This is a genomic window from Streptacidiphilus jiangxiensis (assembly GCF_900109465.1).
Taxonomy (GTDB): Bacteria; Actinomycetota; Actinomycetes; order Streptomycetales; family Streptomycetaceae; genus Streptacidiphilus; species Streptacidiphilus jiangxiensis.
In genome coordinates this window covers 60,662-77,380 of sequence record NZ_FOAZ01000029.1, presented here as the reverse complement: position 1 = coordinate 77,380, position 16,719 = coordinate 60,662, and the positions used below count along the sequence as shown (strand labels likewise).

Genomic DNA, 16,719 nt, shown 5'->3' with positions numbered 1-16,719 from the left:
CCCGTACTTCTCGGTGATCTCGCCGCTGCTCTCCCGCTCGCTGCTGCTGACGCTGGAATCCCTCACCGACGACGACATCCGCGCCCTGCTGCGGCGCGCCGTCGCCGACGAGCGCGGCCTCGGCGGCGCCCTCGAGCTCGCCGAGGACGCGCAGGAGCACCTGGTCCGTATCGCGGGCGGCGACGCTCGCAAGGCGCTGACCTCGCTGGAGGCCGCCGCCGGGGCGGCGATCGAGGAGCGGACGCCGGAGATCACGCTGGAGCTGACGGAGACGGCCGTCAACCGCGCCGCCGTCCGCTACGACAAGGACGGCGACCAGCACTACGACGTGGCCAGCGCGCTGATCAAGTCGATCCGCGGCAGCGACGTCGACGCCGCCCTGCACTACCTGGCCCGGATGATCGAGGCGGGCGAGGACCCGCGCTTCATCGCCCGGCGGCTGATGATCTCCGCCAGCGAGGACATCGGCGTCGCCGACCCGACGGCGCTGCCCACGGCCGTGGCCGCCGCCCAGGCCGTCGCCATGATCGGCTTCCCGGAGGCGTCCCTGACGCTCTCGCACGCCGTGATCGCCCTCGCGCTCGCGCCCAAGTCCAACGCCGCGACCGTCGCGATCGGCGAGGCGCTCGCCGACGTGCGCGGCGGCCTCGCCGGGCCGGTCCCGTCCCACCTGCGGGACGGGCACTACGCGGGCGCCAAGAAGCTCGGCCACGCCCAGGGCTACGTCTACCCGCACGACCTGCCCGAGGGCATCGCCCCCCAGCAGTACGCGCCCGACGCCGTGCACGGCAAGGAGTACTACCGCCCGACCCGCCACGGCGCCGAGGCCCGCTATGCCGACGCCGTCACCTGGACGCGGGCCCGCCTGCGCGGCGAGCCCGGCCCGTCAGACGAGCGGTCGCCGTCCTGAGACGTACGCCCACGGACGCAGCTGCTCGACGGCCGCACCGACACGGAACACGGTCTCGTCGTCGTACGTGCGCCCGACGATCTGCACGCCCGTCGGCACGCCGTTGGCGGCGAAGCCCGACGGCACCGAGAGCACCGGGCAGCGCGAGCAGATGTTGAAGCCGATGGTCATCGCCATCGCCATGTAGTGCTCCTGCTCGACCCCGGCGATGGTGAGCCTGGTCTGCGTGTACTCGTCGTCGGCCGCCAGCGCGGGCACCGCCGTGGTCGGGCAGAGCAGCGCGTCGTAGCGCTCCAGCACCGCGCCGAGCTCGGCGTAGAGACGGCCCTCCAGCTCCAGGCCCTCCAGGAAGGTGATCTTCCCGGCGGCCTCGGCGGCCCGCTCGGCGAAGGCACGGGCGTAGCCGGTCAGCAGCTCCGGGGAATCGGCGGCGGCCTCGCCGATGGACGGACCGAAGATGGCGCCGAAGTGCGCCCACGCGGCCTGGTCCAGCAGCTCGCGGGTCCAGCCGAGCCGCACCTCCTCGACCACCGCCCCGGCCTCGCGCAGCGCGTCCGCGACCGCACGGGTGTTGGCCTCGACGTCCGGGTCCACGTCGTAGTCGCCCAGGTTGACGCAGAGCGCGATGCGCAGGCCCGCCACACCCTCGAAGGACGAGGGCAGCTCCAGCTTGGGCCGCATCGAGACCACGTCGCCCGGCCACGGGCCGGCGATCGTGTTCTGCAGCAGCACCGTGTCCGCGACGGTCCGGGCCATCGGGCCGTCGTGGCAGAAGGTGTCCAGGTTGAACGGCGGCATCGACGGCACCCGGCCGTAGGGCGGCTTGAAGCCGACGACACCGTTGAACGAGGCCGGGATCCGGATCGACCCGCCGATGTCCGAGCCGGTCGCCAGCGGCGCGTTCCCGGCGGCGAGGGCCGCGCCGGAGCCGCCGGAGGAGCCACCGCAGGAGTGGCCGAGCGACCACGGGTTGCGGGTGACGCCCCACAGCTTGGACTGGGTGAACGCCGCGCAGCAGAACTCGGGGGTGGTGGTGCGGGCGTGGATGATGCCGCCGGCGGCCTGGACGCGGGTGATCACCGGGTGGGTCTCCTCGGCGACCTCGTCGGCGAGCAGCAGCGAGCCCTCGGTGCAGAGGCGTCCTGCGATCGGGTGCTCGTCCTTGGCGGCGACCGGCAGCCCCTCCAGCGCACGCGGGGCGGGGCCGTGGCCGGCGTAACGCTTCTCCGCCTCCCTCGCGGCGGCGAGGCCCTCCTCGAAGAGGCGCTCGCTGAGGCAGTTGACGTCCGGCTCGGTCCGCTCGGCGCGGTCGATGACGGCTTCCATCAACTCGACGGGGGAGAGGTTCCGGCTCCGGAACGCCCGCAGGGCGTCGGTCGCGGGGAGGTAGGCGAGTTCGAGTGAGTCCATGGCGGACACCTTCATCGGCGTCAACGCTAGTGTCAATACCGTTGACATGAGCCAGGGGCGCGAGGAACTGCCCGACAAGCCCTGAGGCAAAGTGCAACCGGGCGTCCGTGTAAACTTTCCGGAAGCGAGACGTCCCGAGCCGCGTCGTCAAGGCGTGGCGTCACCGTCGGGGCGTCATACAGGCCGTCCGCCCGCAAGGGCGAGCGGCAGGAGCGTTGCGCACCCTTCGGGTGTCGCGTGCAGCCCACCACCCTCACCGGCGGTGGGCCACTCGCGTGCAGCACGTTGTGCCCGGTCCCGGGAGCGGCTGCCGGCTCGTCCTCGTGGCGAGGCGGTTTCCCGGACCGCGAGAGGCGACCTCCTTCAACAGCGGTGAGCCAGTAAACAACCGAAAGAGGTATTGGTTCATGGCGAACCAGAAGCGCCCCAAGGTCAAGATTGCCCGTGCACTGGGCATTCCGCTGACCCCGAAGTCCGTCAAGTACTTCGAGGCCCGCCCGTACCCGCCGGGGCAGCACGGCCGTGGCCGCAAGCAGAACTCGGACTACAAGGTCCGTCTGGTCGAGAAGCAGCGTCTGCGCGCCCAGTACGACCTGTCCGAGACCCAGCTCTCCCGTGCGTTCGACCGTGCCCGCAAGGTCGAGGGCAAGACCGGTGAGGCGCTGATCGCGCAGCTCGAGACCCGTCTCGACGCCCTGGTCCTGCGTTCGGGCATCGCCCGCACCATCTACCAGGCCCGTCAGATGGTCGTCCACGGCCACATCGAGGTCAACGGCCAGAAGGTCAACCGTCCGTCGTTCCAGCTCAAGCCGGGCTTCGTGGTGACCGTTCGCGACCGTTCCAAGGAGAAGACCCCGTTCGTCGTCGCCCGTGAGGGTGGCAACGCGGGTGAGGGTCAGACCCCGAAGTACCTCGAGGTCAACCTGAAGGCCCTGGCCTTCCGTCTGGACCGCCTGCCCCAGCGGCGTGAGGTTCCGGTCATCTGCGACGAGCAGCTCGTCGTCGAGTACTACTCGCGCTGACCCGCGAGCGGTTCTCGCAGCGCCCCCACGGCCCTTCGGCCGTGGGGGCGCTGTGCTGCGGGGGCCACCGGACGCGGCGGGGTGCGCAGGGCGTGGGCGACGACCTCGTCGAGCGCGAGCGTCGTGCCGAGCCGGAACGATTCGGCACACTCGAGCTCCGACAGCCCGGCCCGTACCCGCTGCTCGCAGGCCTCGTGGGCGACGTTGAAGTTGCCCGAGCCGAAGTTCGCCTCACCGACCGAGCGCCACAGCGTGTGCGCGGCGCCCTGCAGCAGCGCGGCCTCCCGCAGGTCTCCCGGCGTGCCCTGCTCGTCCGGCTCGGTGGCCAGCAGGGCCAGCAACTCCACGCCGAGGACCAGGCCGACCAGGTCCCGGAAGGCGTGGTTGAGCCGGACGCACTCCCGCGCCTGGAGGCGGGCCGTGGCGGCGTCGCCGACGGCCCAGGCCGCGTACGCCGAGGCGAAGAGCCCGTAGGCGTAGGCCCAGCGCTCGCCGAAGCGCTCACACTCGGCCAGCACCTTGCCGATCCAGGCCGCGCCCGTGGCCGCGTCGCCGCGGAACGTGTGCGCCAGCCCCAGCTCGAACATGCCCATCAGCACGTTGCTGTTCAGCTCGCCGAGCTGGTCGTAGTGCCACAGCGCCTCGTCGAACAGCTCCACCGCCCGGTCCAGCTCGTCGGCGATCAGCGCCGCGCAGCCCTGCCGGTGGACCGCGTAGGCCAGCGCCCGGTCGTCGCCGGTGTCCAGCGCCTGCTGGCGGCACTCCTCCAGCAGGCGCAGCGCGTGCAGCCGGTCGCCCTGGAGGATCGACAGGTAGCCGGTGACCCACAGCGCCTTGGCCCGCGCCTCCGTCGGCTCGGGGGAGAGGTCCAGCGCCCGGTCCAGCCAGACCCGGCCCTCGCCGAGGTGGCCGCAGCCGACCCAGAAGTACCAGAGCGTCCCGGCCAGGAAGAGCGCGAGCTGCTCCTCGCCCGGCTCGGTCAGGCAGTACTCCAGCGCGGCGCGCAGATTGCTGTGCGCGGCCCCGGTGCGCACCGACGTCTCCAGCTGGCGCGGGCTGAACCACTCCACCTCGCCCCAGGTGGCCAGGCCGAGGTACCAGTCGCGGTGGCGGCGGCGCAGCAGCGGCTCCGCGGCGGAGGCGTGCAGCCAGTGCGCGCCGTACTCGCGCAGCGTGTCGAGCATCCGGTAGCGGGCCTCGCCGTCGACCAGGCCGGGGTCGCGCAGCACCACCGACTTGGCGACCAGCGCGCCCAGGACCTCCAGCACCTCGTCCGCGGTCAGGCCCTCGCCGGCGCAGATGTACTGGGCGGCCTCGAGATCGAAGGAGCCGACGAAGACGGCGAGCCGCGCCCACAGCAGACGCTCCTGCGGGGAGCAGAGCTCGTGGCTCCAGCCGATCGCGGTGCGCAGCGTCTGGTGGCGCGGCAGCGCCGTGCGGGCCCCGCCGGTCAGCACGTGGAAGCGGTCGTCGAGCCGCTCGGTGATCTGCTGGACGGAGAGCACCGGCAGCCGGCCGGCGGCCAGCTCCAGCGCCAGCGGGATGCCGTCGAGGCGTCGGCACAGGGCGGTGACCTGCGGGAGGTTGTCCGCCGTCACCGCGAACCCCGGCAGCGCCGAGGCGGCGCGCTCCGCGAAGAGCGTCACGGCGTCGGGGCGCGGCCCTTCGGTGGGCAGCGGGTCGAGCTGGAGCAGCTGCTCGCCCTCGACCCGCAGCGGCTCCCGGCTGGTGGCGAGCACCGTCAGGCCCGGCGCGGCGGTGAGCAGCGCGGCCAGCAGCGGCGCGGCCTCCGCCACCAGGTGCTCGCAGCCGTCCAGGACGAGCAGCAGCGCCTCGCGGCGCGCCAGGAAGTCCCGCAGCACCTCGCGGGCGGGGCGGTTGGTGCCGTCGGTCAGCCGCAGGGCCTCGGCGACGGCGTGCGGGAGCAGCGCGGGATCGGTCAGCTCGGCGCACTGCACCAGCCAGCAGCCGTCGGGGTAGTCCGGCGTCGCGGCCGCGGCGACACGCCGCGCGAGGCGGCTCTTGCCGACTCCGCCCGCTCCCACGACCGTCAGCAGGCGGGCGCGGCGCAACAGGCGACGCGCGGCGGCGAGCTCGACGCGCCGACCGACGAACCCCGTCAGCTCGGCGGGCAGATTGCCGGAGCCTGGCACTGGACCTCCCTCGGCGACGACACATCCCCAACGAGATGACTGGTCGGTAGGTTACGTACCGCCCGAGTTCCGCCGTCGTGAAACCGGGGACCTGCACGATGGTGCCCGTTCGGTGATATGGCGCCCGCGGGACCCCCGTCGCAGTCAGGAAGAGAGCCCGCTTCGCGATAGGGTTTCGCAGATAGGACGGCTTTTGCTGCGAGGGAGCGCCAAGGTGTCGGGTGGAGAGGTTGCGGGCCTCGTCGTCGCCGTGTTCTGGGCGGTGCTGGTCACCCTCCTCGCCGTCGTGCTGGTCCGCCTCGCGCGCGCCCTGCGGGAGGCGACGGTGCTGGTCGAGGCGGTGACCGAGCGCGCCGTGCCGCTGCTCGACGAGGCCGCCGAGACGCTGCGCGCCGCCAACGAGCAGCTCGTGCGCGTCGACGCCATCACTGCGGACGTCCAGGACGCCGCCGCGAACGCGCACGCGCTCTCCTCCACGATGGCCGCCACGCTCGGCGGACCGCTGGTCAAGCTCTCCGCCTTCAGCTACGGCGTCCGCAGTGCCGTGGCCAAACAGCGCGCGGCCGGGCGCCCGGACAGGTATGTTCCGCACCAGTCGGAGCGGGAGATCATCGAGCGGATGGTGAAGGCCGAGGTGCAGCGGGCGACGGTGCGTCGCAACGGCCTGCTGCGTCTGGTGGGCCTGGGACGGAGGGGCTGAGCCGATGCGCAGGATCTTCTGGATGGCGGTCGGCGCCGGCGCCACCGTCTGGACCATCAACAAGGCGAACCGCGTGGCCCGTTCGCTCACGCCCGGCAGCCTGGCCGAGGGCGCGGCCCTCGGATCGCTCGAAGTCGGCCGTGCGGTGCGCCACTTCAAGGACGAGGTCAAGGCCGGCATGCTCCAGCGCGAGCTGGAGCTGAACCGCCAACTCGGCCTGGACGGCAGTGTGCTGGCCACTCCCGGTTACACCGAGGACGCACGCGTGCTGCGCGCCGCCGCCGTCCGTTCCGCGCTGCCGCCCGGCAGCGCGCCCGCGTCGGCCGAGCCGATCGACCGGGCACCCCTGGAACTTCAGAGTCACCCAACCATCACGTTCGACCGGAATGAGGACCTGTAATGGAGTCGGCTGAGATCCGCCGCCGCTGGCTGCGCTTCTTCGAGGAGCGCGGCCACACCGTCGTCCCCTCGGCGTCGCTCATCGCCGACGACCCCACCCTGCTGCTGGTCCCGGCCGGCATGGTGCCGTTCAAGCCCTACTTCCTGGGTGAGGTCAAGCCGCCGTTCCCGCGTGCCACCAGCGTGCAGAAGTGCGTGCGCACGCCGGACATCGAGGAGGTCGGCAAGACCACCCGGCACGGCACCTTCTTCCAGATGTGCGGCAACTTCTCCTTCGGCGACTACTTCAAGGAAGGGGCCATCAAGTACGCGTGGGAGCTGCTGACCTCCTCCGTCGCCGACGGTGGTTACGGCCTGGACCCGGAGCGCCTGTGGGTCACCGTCTACCTGGACGACGACGAGGCCGAGCAGATCTGGCGTGACGTGATCGGCGTTCCCGCCGAGCGCATCCAGCGCCTGGGCAAGAAGGACAACTTCTGGTCGATGGGCGTCCCCGGCCCCTGCGGCCCGTGCTCGGAGATCAACTACGACCGCGGCCCGGAGTTCGGCGTCGAGGGCGGCCCGGCCGTCAACGACGAGCGCTACGTGGAGATCTGGAACCTGGTCTTCATGCAGTACGAGCGCGGCGCGGGCGACGGCAAGGAGGACTTCCCGATCCTGGGCGACCTCCCGGCCAAGAACATCGACACCGGCCTCGGTCTCGAGCGCCTGGCGATGATCCTGCAGGACGTCCGCAACATGTACGAGACGGACACCCTGCGCGTCGTCATCGACAAGGCCACCGAGCTGACCGGCGTCCACTACGGCGCCGCGCACGCCTCGGACGTCTCGCTGCGCGTGGTCGCCGACCACATGCGCACCTCCGCCATGCTCATCGGCGACGGCGTCACCCCCGGCAACGAGGGCCGCGGCTACGTGCTGCGCCGCATCATGCGCCGCGCCATCCGCAACATGCGCATCCTCGGCGCCACCGGCCCGGTCGTCGAGCAGCTGCTCGACGTCGTGATCACCACGATGGGCCAGCAGTACCCGGAGCTGGTCACCGACCGCAAGCGCATCGAGACCGTCGCGCTCGCCGAGGAGGCCACCTTCCTCAAGACGCTGCGCGCGGGCACCAACATCCTGGACACCGCCATCACCGAGACCCGCTCCGGCGGCGGCACGGTGCTGTCCGGTCAGAACGCCTTCCAGCTGCACGACACCTACGGCTTCCCGATCGACCTCACCCTGGAGATCGCGGCCGAGCAGGGCGTCTCCGTCGACGAGGACGGCTTCCGCCGTCTGATGAAGGAGCAGCGCGACCGCGCCAAGGCCGACGCGAAGGCCAAGAAGACCGGTCACGCGGACGTCCACGCCTACCGCTCGATCGCCGACAGCTCCGGCGAGACCGAGTTCACCGGCTACACCAGCAACGCCGGCGAGGCCTCCGTCGTCGGCCTGCTCGTGGACGGCGTGCCCTCGCCGGCCGCGTCCGAGGGCGACGACGTCGAGCTCGTGCTCGACCGCACCCCCTTCTACGCCGAGGGCGGCGGCCAGCTCGCCGACCACGGCCGGATCAAGACCGACACCGGCGCCGTCATCGAGATCCGCGACGTGCAGAAGCCCGTTCCGGGCGTCGTCGTGCACAAGGGTGTCGTCCAGGTCGGCGAGGTCACCGTCGGCGCCTCGGTCCACGCCGAGATCGACGTGCGCCGCCGCCGGGCCATCGCCCGCGCCCACAGCGCCACCCACCTGACCCACCAGGCGCTGCGCGACGCGCTCGGCCCCACGGCCGCCCAGGCCGGTTCGGAGAACTCCCCGGGTCGCTTCCGCTTCGACTTCGGCTCGCCGACCGCCGTGCCCGGCACGGTGCTGACCGACGTCGAGCAGAAGATCAACGAGGTGCTCGCCCGCGAGCTCGACGTCACGGCCGAGATCATGGGCATCGACGAGGCCAAGAAGGCCGGCGCCATCGCCGAGTTCGGTGAGAAGTACGGCGAGAAGGTTCGCGTCGTCACCATCGGCGACTTCTCCAAGGAGCTGTGCGGCGGCACGCACGTGCAGAACACCGCCCAGCTGGGTCTGGTGAAGCTGCTCGGCGAGTCCTCCATCGGCTCCGGCGTGCGCCGCGTCGAGGCGCTGGTGGGCGTCGACGCCTACAACTTCCTCGCTCGCGAGCACACGGTCGTCGCCCAGCTGACCGAGCTGGTCAAGGGCCGTCCGGAGGAGCTGCCGGAGAAGATCTCCGGCATGCTCGCCAAGCTCAAGGACGCCGAGAAGGAGATCGAGCGCTTCCGCGCCGAGAAGGTGCTGCAGGCCGCCGCCGGGCTGGCCGAGGGCGCCGAGGACGTGCGCGGCACCGCGCTGGTCACCGGCCAGGTGCCGGACGGCACCGGCGCCGACGACCTGCGCAAGCTCGTGCTGGACGTGCGCAACCGCGTCGGCCAGGGCGGCCGCTCGGCCGTCGTCGCGCTGTTCACCGTCGCGAACGGCCGTCCGCTGACCGTCATCGCCACCAACGAGGCCGCCCGCGAGCGCGGCATCAAGGCCGGTGAGCTGGTCCGCACCGCGGCCAAGACGCTCGGCGGCGGCGGTGGCGGCAAGGACGACGTCGCGCAGGGCGGCGGCCAGGACGCGACCGCCGTGCCGCAGGCCGTCGAGGCCGTGCGCGCGCTGGTCGCCGAGAAGGCCTGAGGAACGGTTCGGTGAGTTCGATGCGTCGAGGACGGCGGATCGCCGTGGACGTCGGCGACGCCCGCATCGGGGTCGCCTCCTGCGACCCCGACGGGCTGCTGGCCACCCCGGTGGAGACGGTCCCGGCGGGCAAGAAGTCGCTCGGCCGGCTCACCGCCATCGTCGCGGAGTACGAGGCGATCGAGGTCGTCGTCGGGCTCCCGCGCTCGCTGAGCGGGCGCGAGGGTCCGGCCGCCGCCAAGGTGCGCGAGTACGCGGCCCGGCTGGCCTACCGGGTCCACCCGGTGCCGGTCCGGCTGGTCGACGAGCGGATGACCACGGTCAGCGCCGCCGCCGGGATGCGCGCGGCGGGCGTGAAGTCGAAGCAGGGCCGGTCCCGGATCGACCAGGCGGCGGCGGTGGTGATCCTGCAGAGCGCGCTGGAGACCGAGAAGACCAGCGGGCGTGCTCCCGGGGAAACCGTCGAACCGGCGGCCGAGGAGCTGTAGGCTGACGCCGAATCAAGGGGGTCCACCATCCGGTGGGCCCCCTTCGTCACTGTGAGCGACGTCGTGTGAAGCTCTGCGTGGCGCGGACGTGCCCGTCGACCCCCGTTGGCGTCGGTCGGGTAACGTTCCGTCCACGGCGGGCCCCATGGGCACGTCGGTTCGATTCAGTGTCGAATCCGAAAAATCCGCTGATTCCGAGGGGACGCATGACCGACCAGGGCCGGGGCTACGGCTCCGAACCGTGGGGCCAGGCCGGCTCGTACGGCGGGCAGGGCGGTTACCCGCCCGAGGCCCCCTACCCCTACGGACAGCAACAGCCGCAGGCGCCTCAGGCGCAGTATCCGCACGGACAGCAGCAGCCCCAGCAGGGCTACCCGCAGTACGGGCAGCCGCAGCAGCCGTATCCGGGCCAGCAGCCCTACCCCGGTCAGCAGCCGTACCCGGGGCAGCCGCAGCAGCCGTATCCGGGTCAGGCGCCGCAGGGGCCGTACGGGACCGGTCAGCAGCCGGTCTACCCGGGCCAGCACCCGCAGCAGCAGCCCTACCCCGGTCAACCGCAGCAGGCGCCGTACGGGCAACAGCCGCCGCAGGCGCCGCAGCGTCCGCGCCCGCAGACCCCGCCGCCGTCGGGCCCGGGACCGGACGGGATCGACTGGGTCGCCGAGGCCGCCCGGCTGGAGGCCGAGGCCCGCGGCGAGACGCCCGCCGTCGACGACGAACCGCTCCACTCCGACGAGGACGTCTACGTCGAGGAGCGCGAGGAGGGCGAGGACGAGTACGTCCAGTTCCTCTCCGACGAGGACGAGAGCCGCAGCGGCCGTCGCAAGGACGCGGCCAAGGGCCGCACCGAGCGCAAGCGCAGCGGTGTCGCCTGCCTGGGCGTCACCGTGCTGATCCTCGCCCTGGTGCTGGGCGGCGGGTACTTCGGATACACCTGGTACAAGAACCGCAACGCGGCGCCCGACTACACCGGCACCGGAACCACCGACGTCCAGGTCCAGGTCCCGCAGGGTGCCACCGGCTGGGTCATCGGCAACACGCTGAAGGCCGCCGGGGTCGTCGAGTCGGCGCAGGCCTTCGTCAACGCCTACAACGGCGACCTCGCCAAGGCGCAGGGCATCCAGCCCGGCTTCTACGAGCTGAAGCTGCAGATGTCGGCGGCCTCGGCGCTCAAGGCGCTGGAGGACTCGCAGGGCGGCAACGTGATCACCATCCCCGAGGGCTCGACCGCCAAGGTGATCTACGCGGCCATCGACGCGAAGCTGAAGCTGCCCGCCGGCACCACGGCCAAGGTCGCCAAGGACGACGTCGCCCAGCTGGGCCTGCCCGCGGAGGCGAAGGGCAACCCCGAGGGCTTCCTGTGGCCGACGCGCTACTCGATCGGGACGAACACGAAGCCGCTCGATCTGCTCCAGCAGATGGTCACCACGACCAAGACCCAGATCCAGGCGCTCAACCTGGATTCGGCCGGCCAGGGCGTCCACCTGAACAACGCCTACGCGGTGCTGACCGAGGCGAGCATCCTGCAGGCCGAGGGCAACAACGTCGGCGACTTCGGCAAGATCGCCCGCGTCCTCTACAACCGCCTGAACACCAACGTCACCTTCGGCAGGCTCGGGCTCGACACGACGATCCAGTACTACCTGGGCCGTAAGACGTTCACCAACGCGGAGAAGTTGCAGTCGCAGGGCGGCTACAACACCTACGTGGTCAAGGGTCTGCCGCCGACGCCGATCGACAACCCGGGTGCGCAGGCGATCCAGGCCGTGCTGAATCCGACGCCGGGTAACTGGGCGTACTTCGTGGCGATCGACAGCAGCAACACCGCTTTCTCCGCCACCTGGAGCCAGTTCCTCGACGACGTCAACACCTACTGCGAGAAGCACGGCCAGCACGTCAACCGGACGACGGGCCAGTGCCAGTGAGGCGGGCCGCGGTCCTGGGATCGCCCATCGCGCACTCCCTGTCGCCGGTGCTGCACAACGCCGCGTACGCGGCGCTGGGCCTGGCGGACGAGTGGCAGTACGGCCGGTTCGAGGTCGACGAGGCCGGGCTGCCCGGCTTCCTCGCCGACCTCGACGTGGCGGGCGAGGGCTGGGCCGGCCTGTCGCTGACGATGCCGCTGAAGCGGGCCGTCATCCCGCTGCTCGACGAGGTCTCCGCGGGTGCGCGGGCCGTGGACGCGGTCAACACCGTCGTCTTCCACGCCGACGGCCGCCGGACCGGGGACAACACCGACGTCCCCGGCCTGGTCGCCGCGCTGGGCGAGCGCGGCGTCGAGAAGGTCGCCTCGGCGGCGGTCCTCGGTGCGGGCGCGACGGCGTCCTCCGCGCTGGCGGCGCTCGGGCAGGTGTGCGACGGCCCTGTGCTGGCGTTCGTGCGCGGCCCGGAGCGTGCCGCGCAGATGCGGGCGCTGGGCCAGCGGCTCGGCGTGGACGTCGTCCCGGAGGAGTGGGACCGCGCGGCGGAGGCGTTCGACGCCGAGCTCGTCATCTCCACGACCCCGGCCGGCGCGACGGATCACCTCGCGGGGGCGGTTCCCGCCGAGCCGGGCGCGCTGTTCGACGTGCTGTACCACCCGTGGCCGACGGCGCTGGCCGCGGCGTGGCAGCAGGAGGGCGGTGTGGTCCTGGGCGGTCTCGACCTCCTGGTCCACCAGGCGGTGCTGCAGTTCCGTGCGTTCACGGGCATACCCGAGGCCGACGTCGTGGCCGCGATGCGCTCCGCCGGGGCCGCGGCGCTGTAGTTGCACCTACCTCAGGGGCGCGGGGAACTGCGCGAGCAACCCACCCGAGGCGGATGGCCCTGCGCGTTGAGGACCATCCCCGCGCCGTGGTTTCTCGCGCAGTTCCCCGCGCCCCTGACGTCTGCCTGGTGGACGGATTCTGCCCTTGTACGTCCGACGTGGGAGGATCGCCGGTAAGGCACTTGCACGAGCGGGATAGGAGCACACCCTTGGGAACGCTGCGCTGGCTGACGGCCGGGGAGTCGCACGGCCCGGCACTGGTCGCGACGCTGGAGGGGCTCCCGGCCGGGGTGCCCGTGACCACGGAGATGGTCTCCGACGCGCTCGCGCGGCGCCGCCTCGGCTATGGTCGCGGCGCCCGCATGAAGTTCGAGCAGGACGTCGTGACCTTCCTCGGCGGTGTCCGCCACGGCCTGACCCTCGGCTCGCCCGTCGCGATCATGGTGGGCAACACCGAGTGGCCCAAGTGGGAGCAGGTCATGTCGGCCGACCCGGTCGACCCGGAGATCCTCGCGGGCCTTGCCCGCAACGAGGCGCTGACCCGCCCCCGCCCCGGCCACGCCGACCTCGCGGGTATGCAGAAGTACTCCCTCGACGAGGCCCGGCCGATCCTGGAGCGTGCCTCCGCGCGCGAGACCGCGGCCCGCGTCGCGCTCGGCACCGTCGCCCGCTCGTACCTGAAGGAGACCTGCGGGATCGAGCTCGTCTCGCACGTCGTCGAGCTGGGTGCCGCCAAGGCGCCGGCGGGCGTGATCCCCGTCGCCGCCGACGAGGCTCGCCTGGACGAGGACCCGGTGCGCTGCCTGGACGCGGACGCGTCGAAGGCGATGGTCGCCGAGATCGACCAGGCCCACAAGGACGGTGACACCCTCGGTGGCGTCGTCGAGGTGCTGGGCTACGGCGTGCCCGTCGGCCTCGGCTCGCACGTGCACTGGGACCGCCGCCTCGACGCGCGCCTCGCGGCCGCGCTCATGGGCATCCAGGCGATCAAGGGTGTCGAGGTCGGCGACGGCTTCGAGCTGGCCCGCATCCCCGGCTCCCAGGCGCACGACGAGATCGTCAACACCGCCGAGGGCGTCCGCCGTCTCTCCGGCCGCTCCGGTGGCACCGAGGGTGGCCTGTCCACCGGTGAGCTGCTGCGCGTCCGTGCCGCGATGAAGCCGATCGCGACCGTGCCGCGCGCGCTGGCCACCATCGACACGCGCACCGGTGAGGCGGCGAAGGCGCACCACCAGCGCTCCGACGTGTGTGCCGTGCCGGCGGCCGGCATCGTCGCCGAGGCGATGGTCGCGCTGGTGCTGGCCGACGCGGTCGCCGAGAAGTTCGGTGGCGACAACGTCAGCGAGACCCGCCGCAACGTCCAGGGGTACCTCGAGCACCTGGTCGTGAAGTAGTGGCCCACCCCGCGGTCATCCTGGTCGGCCCGCCCGGGGCCGGCAAGAGCTCGGTCGGGGAGGTGCTCGCCGCACGCCTCGGTGTCGGTTTCCGCGACACGGACGCCGACATCGTCGCCTCGGTCGGCAAGCCGATCGCCGACATCTTCGTCGACGAGGGTGAGCCGCACTTCCGCGCGCTGGAGGCGGCGGCGGTGCGGGCCGCCGTCGCCGAGCACGCGGGCGTGCTCGCGCTCGGCGGCGGCGCGGTCATGCGCGCGGAGACCGAGGAACTGCTGAGCGGCCTGCCCGTGGTCTTCCTCGACGTCGAGCTGCACGACGCGGTCAAGCGCGTCGGCCTGGACGCGCCGCGTCCGCTGCTGGTGGGCAATCCGCGCGCCCGCTGGCGTGAACTGATGGAACAGCGCCGCCCGGTGTACACGCGGGTGGCCCGAGCGGTGGTGAGCACGGCCGGGTTGACGCCTGATCAGGTGGCCGACGCGGTCCTGGACGCACTGGAGCTGAGCAAGTCGTGAGCAGTGAGATTTCGCGTATCCGGGTCGGCGCGAGCGGCGGGGCGGACCCGTACGACGTGCTGATCGGCCATCAGCTGCTGGGCGAGCTGCCGGGGTTGATCGGCAACGTCGCGCAGCGTGTCGCCGTGATCCACCCCGAGGCGCTGGCCGCGACCGGCGAGGCGATCCGCGACGACCTGGCCGCGCAGGGCTACGAGGCCATCGCGCTCCAGGTGCCGAACGCCGAGGAGGCCAAGTCGGCCGAGGTCGCCGCCTACTGCTGGTCGGTGCTGGGCCAGACGGGCTTCACCCGTACCGATGTCATCGTCGGCGTCGGCGGCGGGGCGACCACGGATCTCGCGGGCTTCGTCGCGGCCACCTGGCTGCGCGGCGTGCGCTGGGTGTCCATGCCGACGACGCTGCTGGGCATGGTCGACGCGGCCGTCGGCGGCAAGACCGGCATCAACATCGCCGAGGGCAAGAACCTCGTCGGGGCGTTCCACCCGCCGGTGGGCGTGCTGGCGGACCTGGACACCCTGCAGACCGTGCCGAAGCACGACTACGTGAGCGGGCTGGCCGAGGTCATCAAGACCGGCTTCATTGCCGACCCGGTCATCCTCGACCTGGTCGAGGCCGACCCGGAGGGTGCCCGCACCCCCGACGGCCCGCACACGGCCGAGCTGATCGAGCGCTCCATCAAGGTCAAGGCGGAGGTCGTCTCCAACGACCTGCGCGAGTCCGGGCTGCGCGAGATCCTCAACTACGGCCACACCCTCGCCCACGCGATCGAGCGCAACGAGCGCTACAAGTGGCGCCATGGCGCGGCGGTCAGCGTCGGCATGGTCTTCGCCGCCGAACTGGGCCGCCTGGCGGGCCGGTTGGACGACGAGACCGCCGAGCGGCACAAGCGCGTGCTGGCGTCGGTCGGTCTGCCGCTGACGTACCAGGCGGACGCCTGGCCGAAGCTGCTCGAGGCGATGAAGCTGGACAAGAAGTCCCGCGCCGACCGTCTGCGGTTCATCGTCCTGGACGGCCTGGCCAAGCCGGCCATCCTGGAGGCCCCGGACCCGTCGCTGCTCGTCGCCGCGTACGCGGAGGTGGCGGGCTGATGCCGCAGCGCGTGCTCGTCCTGAACGGTCCGAACCTGGGCCGGCTCGGCTCGCGCGAACCGGACGTCTACGGTTCGACGACCTACGCGGGTCTGGTGGAGCGCTGCACGAAGCTCGGTGCCGAGCTGGGCTTCGACGTCGAGGTGCGGGAGACCAACGACGAGGGCGAGATGATCCGTTGGCTGCACGAGGCGGCCGACGGCAAGCTGCCCGTCGTCATCAACCCGGGCGCGTTCACGCACTACTCCTACGGCATGCGGGACGCCGCGTCGCAGCGGACGGCGCCGCTGATCGAGGTGCACATCTCCAACCCGCACGCGCGGGAGGAGTTCCGGCACACCTCCGTCATCTCGGCGGTGGCCAGCGGCACGATCGCCGGATTCGGCATCGGCTCCTACGAGCTGGCGTTGCGGGCACTCGCGACGGCGTGATCGTCGTTCACCTCCCGGAGGCGTTGTATCGTCGTCCTCCGGGAGGTGAGCGGATGTCAGAGAGCCAGAGCGACTACTACGGCGGCAGCTTGCCGTCTCCCGCGGCGGGTCCGCCGCGATCGACGCTCTCCCTGCGGGCCCTGCCGGAGTCGGCCGCGACGGGCCAGTTCGTGCTTCCCGCACCGCCGCCGCAGACCCCGCCCGCTCCCGTCCTCCACCCCGGCGGACCGCTGGCGATCCTCCTGATCGGCCCGGCCGGCGCGGGCAAGACCTCCGTCGCCCGACACTGGGCCGACCGGCGGCCCACCCCGACGGCCCACATCAGCCTCGACGACGTCCGCGAGTGGGTCCGCGCGGGCTTCGCCAGCCCCCAGGCGGGCTGGAACGACCAGTCCGAGGGTCAGTACCGTCTCGCCCGCCGCACCTGCGGCTTCGCCGCGCGGAACTACCTCGTCAACGGGATCTCCTGCATCATCGACGACGCGGTCTTCCCCGACTTCCCGGCCGTCGGCCTCGGCGGCTGGAAGCGCCATGTCGGCCCCCAGCTCTTCCCCGTCGTCCTGCTCCCGGGCCTCGACGTCGTCCTCGCCCGCAACGCCCGACGCACCGGCCACCGCCGCCTCCCGGACGAACAGGTCGCCGCCATCCACGGCCGCATGTCCGGCTGGTACGGCTCCGGCCTGCCCATCATCGACAACTCCCGGATGGACGTCGCCGCGACGGCTTCGGCCCTGGACCAGGTCCTCGCCACCGTGCGGCGCTAGCATCGGCGTCGACTCGGGGGAGGGGA

15 protein-coding genes are annotated in these 16,719 nt (G+C 72.2%); 13 read left to right on the top strand and 2 right to left on the bottom strand.

The features are described 5' to 3' along the window. Positions 1-910 (top strand): AAA family ATPase (locus tag BMY61_RS37565; protein ID WP_483316203.1); only part of this gene is annotated, 910 nt, incomplete at its 5' end. Here BMY61_RS37565 and BMY61_RS37560 read toward each other — a convergent pair. Then, positions 887-2,320, bottom strand: coding sequence for an amidase (locus BMY61_RS37560; protein ID WP_042453093.1), 1,434 nt, complete (start codon positions 2,318-2,320; stop codon positions 887-889). The genes BMY61_RS37565 and BMY61_RS37560 overlap by 24 nt on opposite strands. Positions 2,321-2,727: 407 nt before the next feature. On the opposite strand from BMY61_RS37560, the gene rpsD reads away from it, so the two are divergent. Beyond that, the gene (gene rpsD, locus BMY61_RS37555; RefSeq protein ID WP_042453096.1) at positions 2,728-3,342 is read left to right on the top strand and encodes a 30S ribosomal protein S4; all 615 of its coding nucleotides are present in this window, start codon (positions 2,728-2,730) and stop codon (positions 3,340-3,342) included. Here the strand turns inward: rpsD and BMY61_RS37550 are convergent. Beyond that, positions 3,330-5,495, bottom strand: a complete 2,166-nt coding sequence (locus tag BMY61_RS37550; RefSeq protein WP_042453098.1) for an ATP-binding protein — start codon at positions 5,493-5,495, stop codon at positions 3,330-3,332. The two genes, rpsD and BMY61_RS37550, sit on opposite strands and share 13 nt — an antisense overlap. A 214-nt stretch (positions 5,496-5,709) precedes the next feature. On the opposite strand from BMY61_RS37550, the gene BMY61_RS37545 reads away from it, so the two are divergent. The 11 genes from BMY61_RS37545 to BMY61_RS37495 all read left to right on the top strand — a co-directional run bounded on the left by BMY61_RS37545 (position 5,710) and on the right by BMY61_RS37495 (position 16,693). Further along, positions 5,710-6,195 (top strand): DUF948 domain-containing protein, encoded by a 486-nt coding sequence (locus tag BMY61_RS37545; RefSeq protein ID WP_042453101.1) that lies wholly within the window; start codon positions 5,710-5,712, stop codon positions 6,193-6,195. 4 nt (positions 6,196-6,199) lie between these two features. After that, entirely contained in the window at positions 6,200-6,595 is a 396-nt protein-coding gene (locus tag BMY61_RS37540; protein WP_052439044.1) for a DUF6167 family protein, read from the top strand. Continuing rightward, entirely contained in the window at positions 6,595-9,267 is a 2,673-nt protein-coding gene (gene alaS, locus BMY61_RS37535; protein ID WP_042453104.1) for an alanine--tRNA ligase, read from the top strand. Before BMY61_RS37540 ends, alaS begins: the two co-directional genes overlap by 1 nt. A gap of 20 nt (positions 9,268-9,287) precedes the next feature. Next, on the top strand, positions 9,288-9,755 hold the full coding sequence (gene ruvX / locus BMY61_RS37530; RefSeq protein WP_042453107.1) for a Holliday junction resolvase RuvX: 468 nt from the start codon (positions 9,288-9,290) through the stop codon (positions 9,753-9,755). 206 nt (positions 9,756-9,961) lie between these two features. After that, positions 9,962-11,680 (top strand): endolytic transglycosylase MltG, encoded by a 1,719-nt coding sequence (gene mltG / locus BMY61_RS37525; RefSeq protein WP_052439045.1) that lies wholly within the window; start codon positions 9,962-9,964, stop codon positions 11,678-11,680. Beyond that, complete coding sequence (locus BMY61_RS37520; protein ID WP_042453110.1) at positions 11,671-12,501, top strand: shikimate dehydrogenase; 831 nt, start codon at positions 11,671-11,673, stop codon at positions 12,499-12,501. The genes mltG and BMY61_RS37520 overlap by 10 nt, the downstream gene beginning before the upstream one ends. A gap of 209 nt (positions 12,502-12,710) precedes the next feature. Further along, positions 12,711-13,895: a chorismate synthase gene (gene aroC / locus BMY61_RS37515; RefSeq protein WP_143094711.1), complete on the top strand. Its 1,185-nt coding sequence runs from the start codon at positions 12,711-12,713 to the stop codon at positions 13,893-13,895. Continuing rightward, on the top strand, positions 13,895-14,410 hold the full coding sequence (locus tag BMY61_RS37510; RefSeq protein WP_042453113.1) for a shikimate kinase: 516 nt from the start codon (positions 13,895-13,897) through the stop codon (positions 14,408-14,410). Before aroC ends, BMY61_RS37510 begins: the two co-directional genes overlap by 1 nt. Beyond that, entirely contained in the window at positions 14,407-15,498 is a 1,092-nt protein-coding gene (gene aroB, locus BMY61_RS37505; protein ID WP_042453116.1) for a 3-dehydroquinate synthase, read from the top strand. Before BMY61_RS37510 ends, aroB begins: the two co-directional genes overlap by 4 nt. Then, entirely contained in the window at positions 15,498-15,929 is a 432-nt protein-coding gene (gene aroQ, locus BMY61_RS37500; RefSeq protein ID WP_042453119.1) for a type II 3-dehydroquinate dehydratase, read from the top strand. The genes aroB and aroQ overlap by 1 nt, the downstream gene beginning before the upstream one ends. A gap of 53 nt (positions 15,930-15,982) precedes the next feature. Beyond that, positions 15,983-16,693, top strand: a complete 711-nt coding sequence (locus BMY61_RS37495; protein WP_042453121.1) for an AAA family ATPase — start codon at positions 15,983-15,985, stop codon at positions 16,691-16,693. The last annotated feature ends 26 nt before the right edge of the window (positions 16,694-16,719 follow it).

Bases quoted from the DNA above. Each gene is read 5' to 3' on its own strand.
- BMY61_RS37540 (WP_052439044.1), top strand. From the start codon at position 6,200: ATGCGCAGGATCTTCTGGATGGCGGTCGGCGCCGGCGCCACCGTCTGG.
- BMY61_RS37560 (WP_042453093.1), bottom strand. From the start codon at position 2,320: ATGGACTCACTCGAACTCGCCTACCTCCCCGCGACCGACGCCCTGCGG.
- mltG (WP_052439045.1), top strand. From the start codon at position 9,962: ATGACCGACCAGGGCCGGGGCTACGGCTCCGAACCGTGGGGCCAGGCC.
- rpsD (WP_042453096.1), top strand. From the start codon at position 2,728: ATGGCGAACCAGAAGCGCCCCAAGGTCAAGATTGCCCGTGCACTGGGC.
- alaS (WP_042453104.1), top strand. From the start codon at position 6,595: ATGGAGTCGGCTGAGATCCGCCGCCGCTGGCTGCGCTTCTTCGAGGAG.
- BMY61_RS37495 (WP_042453121.1), top strand. From the start codon at position 15,983: ATGTCAGAGAGCCAGAGCGACTACTACGGCGGCAGCTTGCCGTCTCCC.
- ruvX (WP_042453107.1), top strand. From the start codon at position 9,288: ATGCGTCGAGGACGGCGGATCGCCGTGGACGTCGGCGACGCCCGCATC.
- aroQ (WP_042453119.1), top strand. From the start codon at position 15,498: ATGCCGCAGCGCGTGCTCGTCCTGAACGGTCCGAACCTGGGCCGGCTC.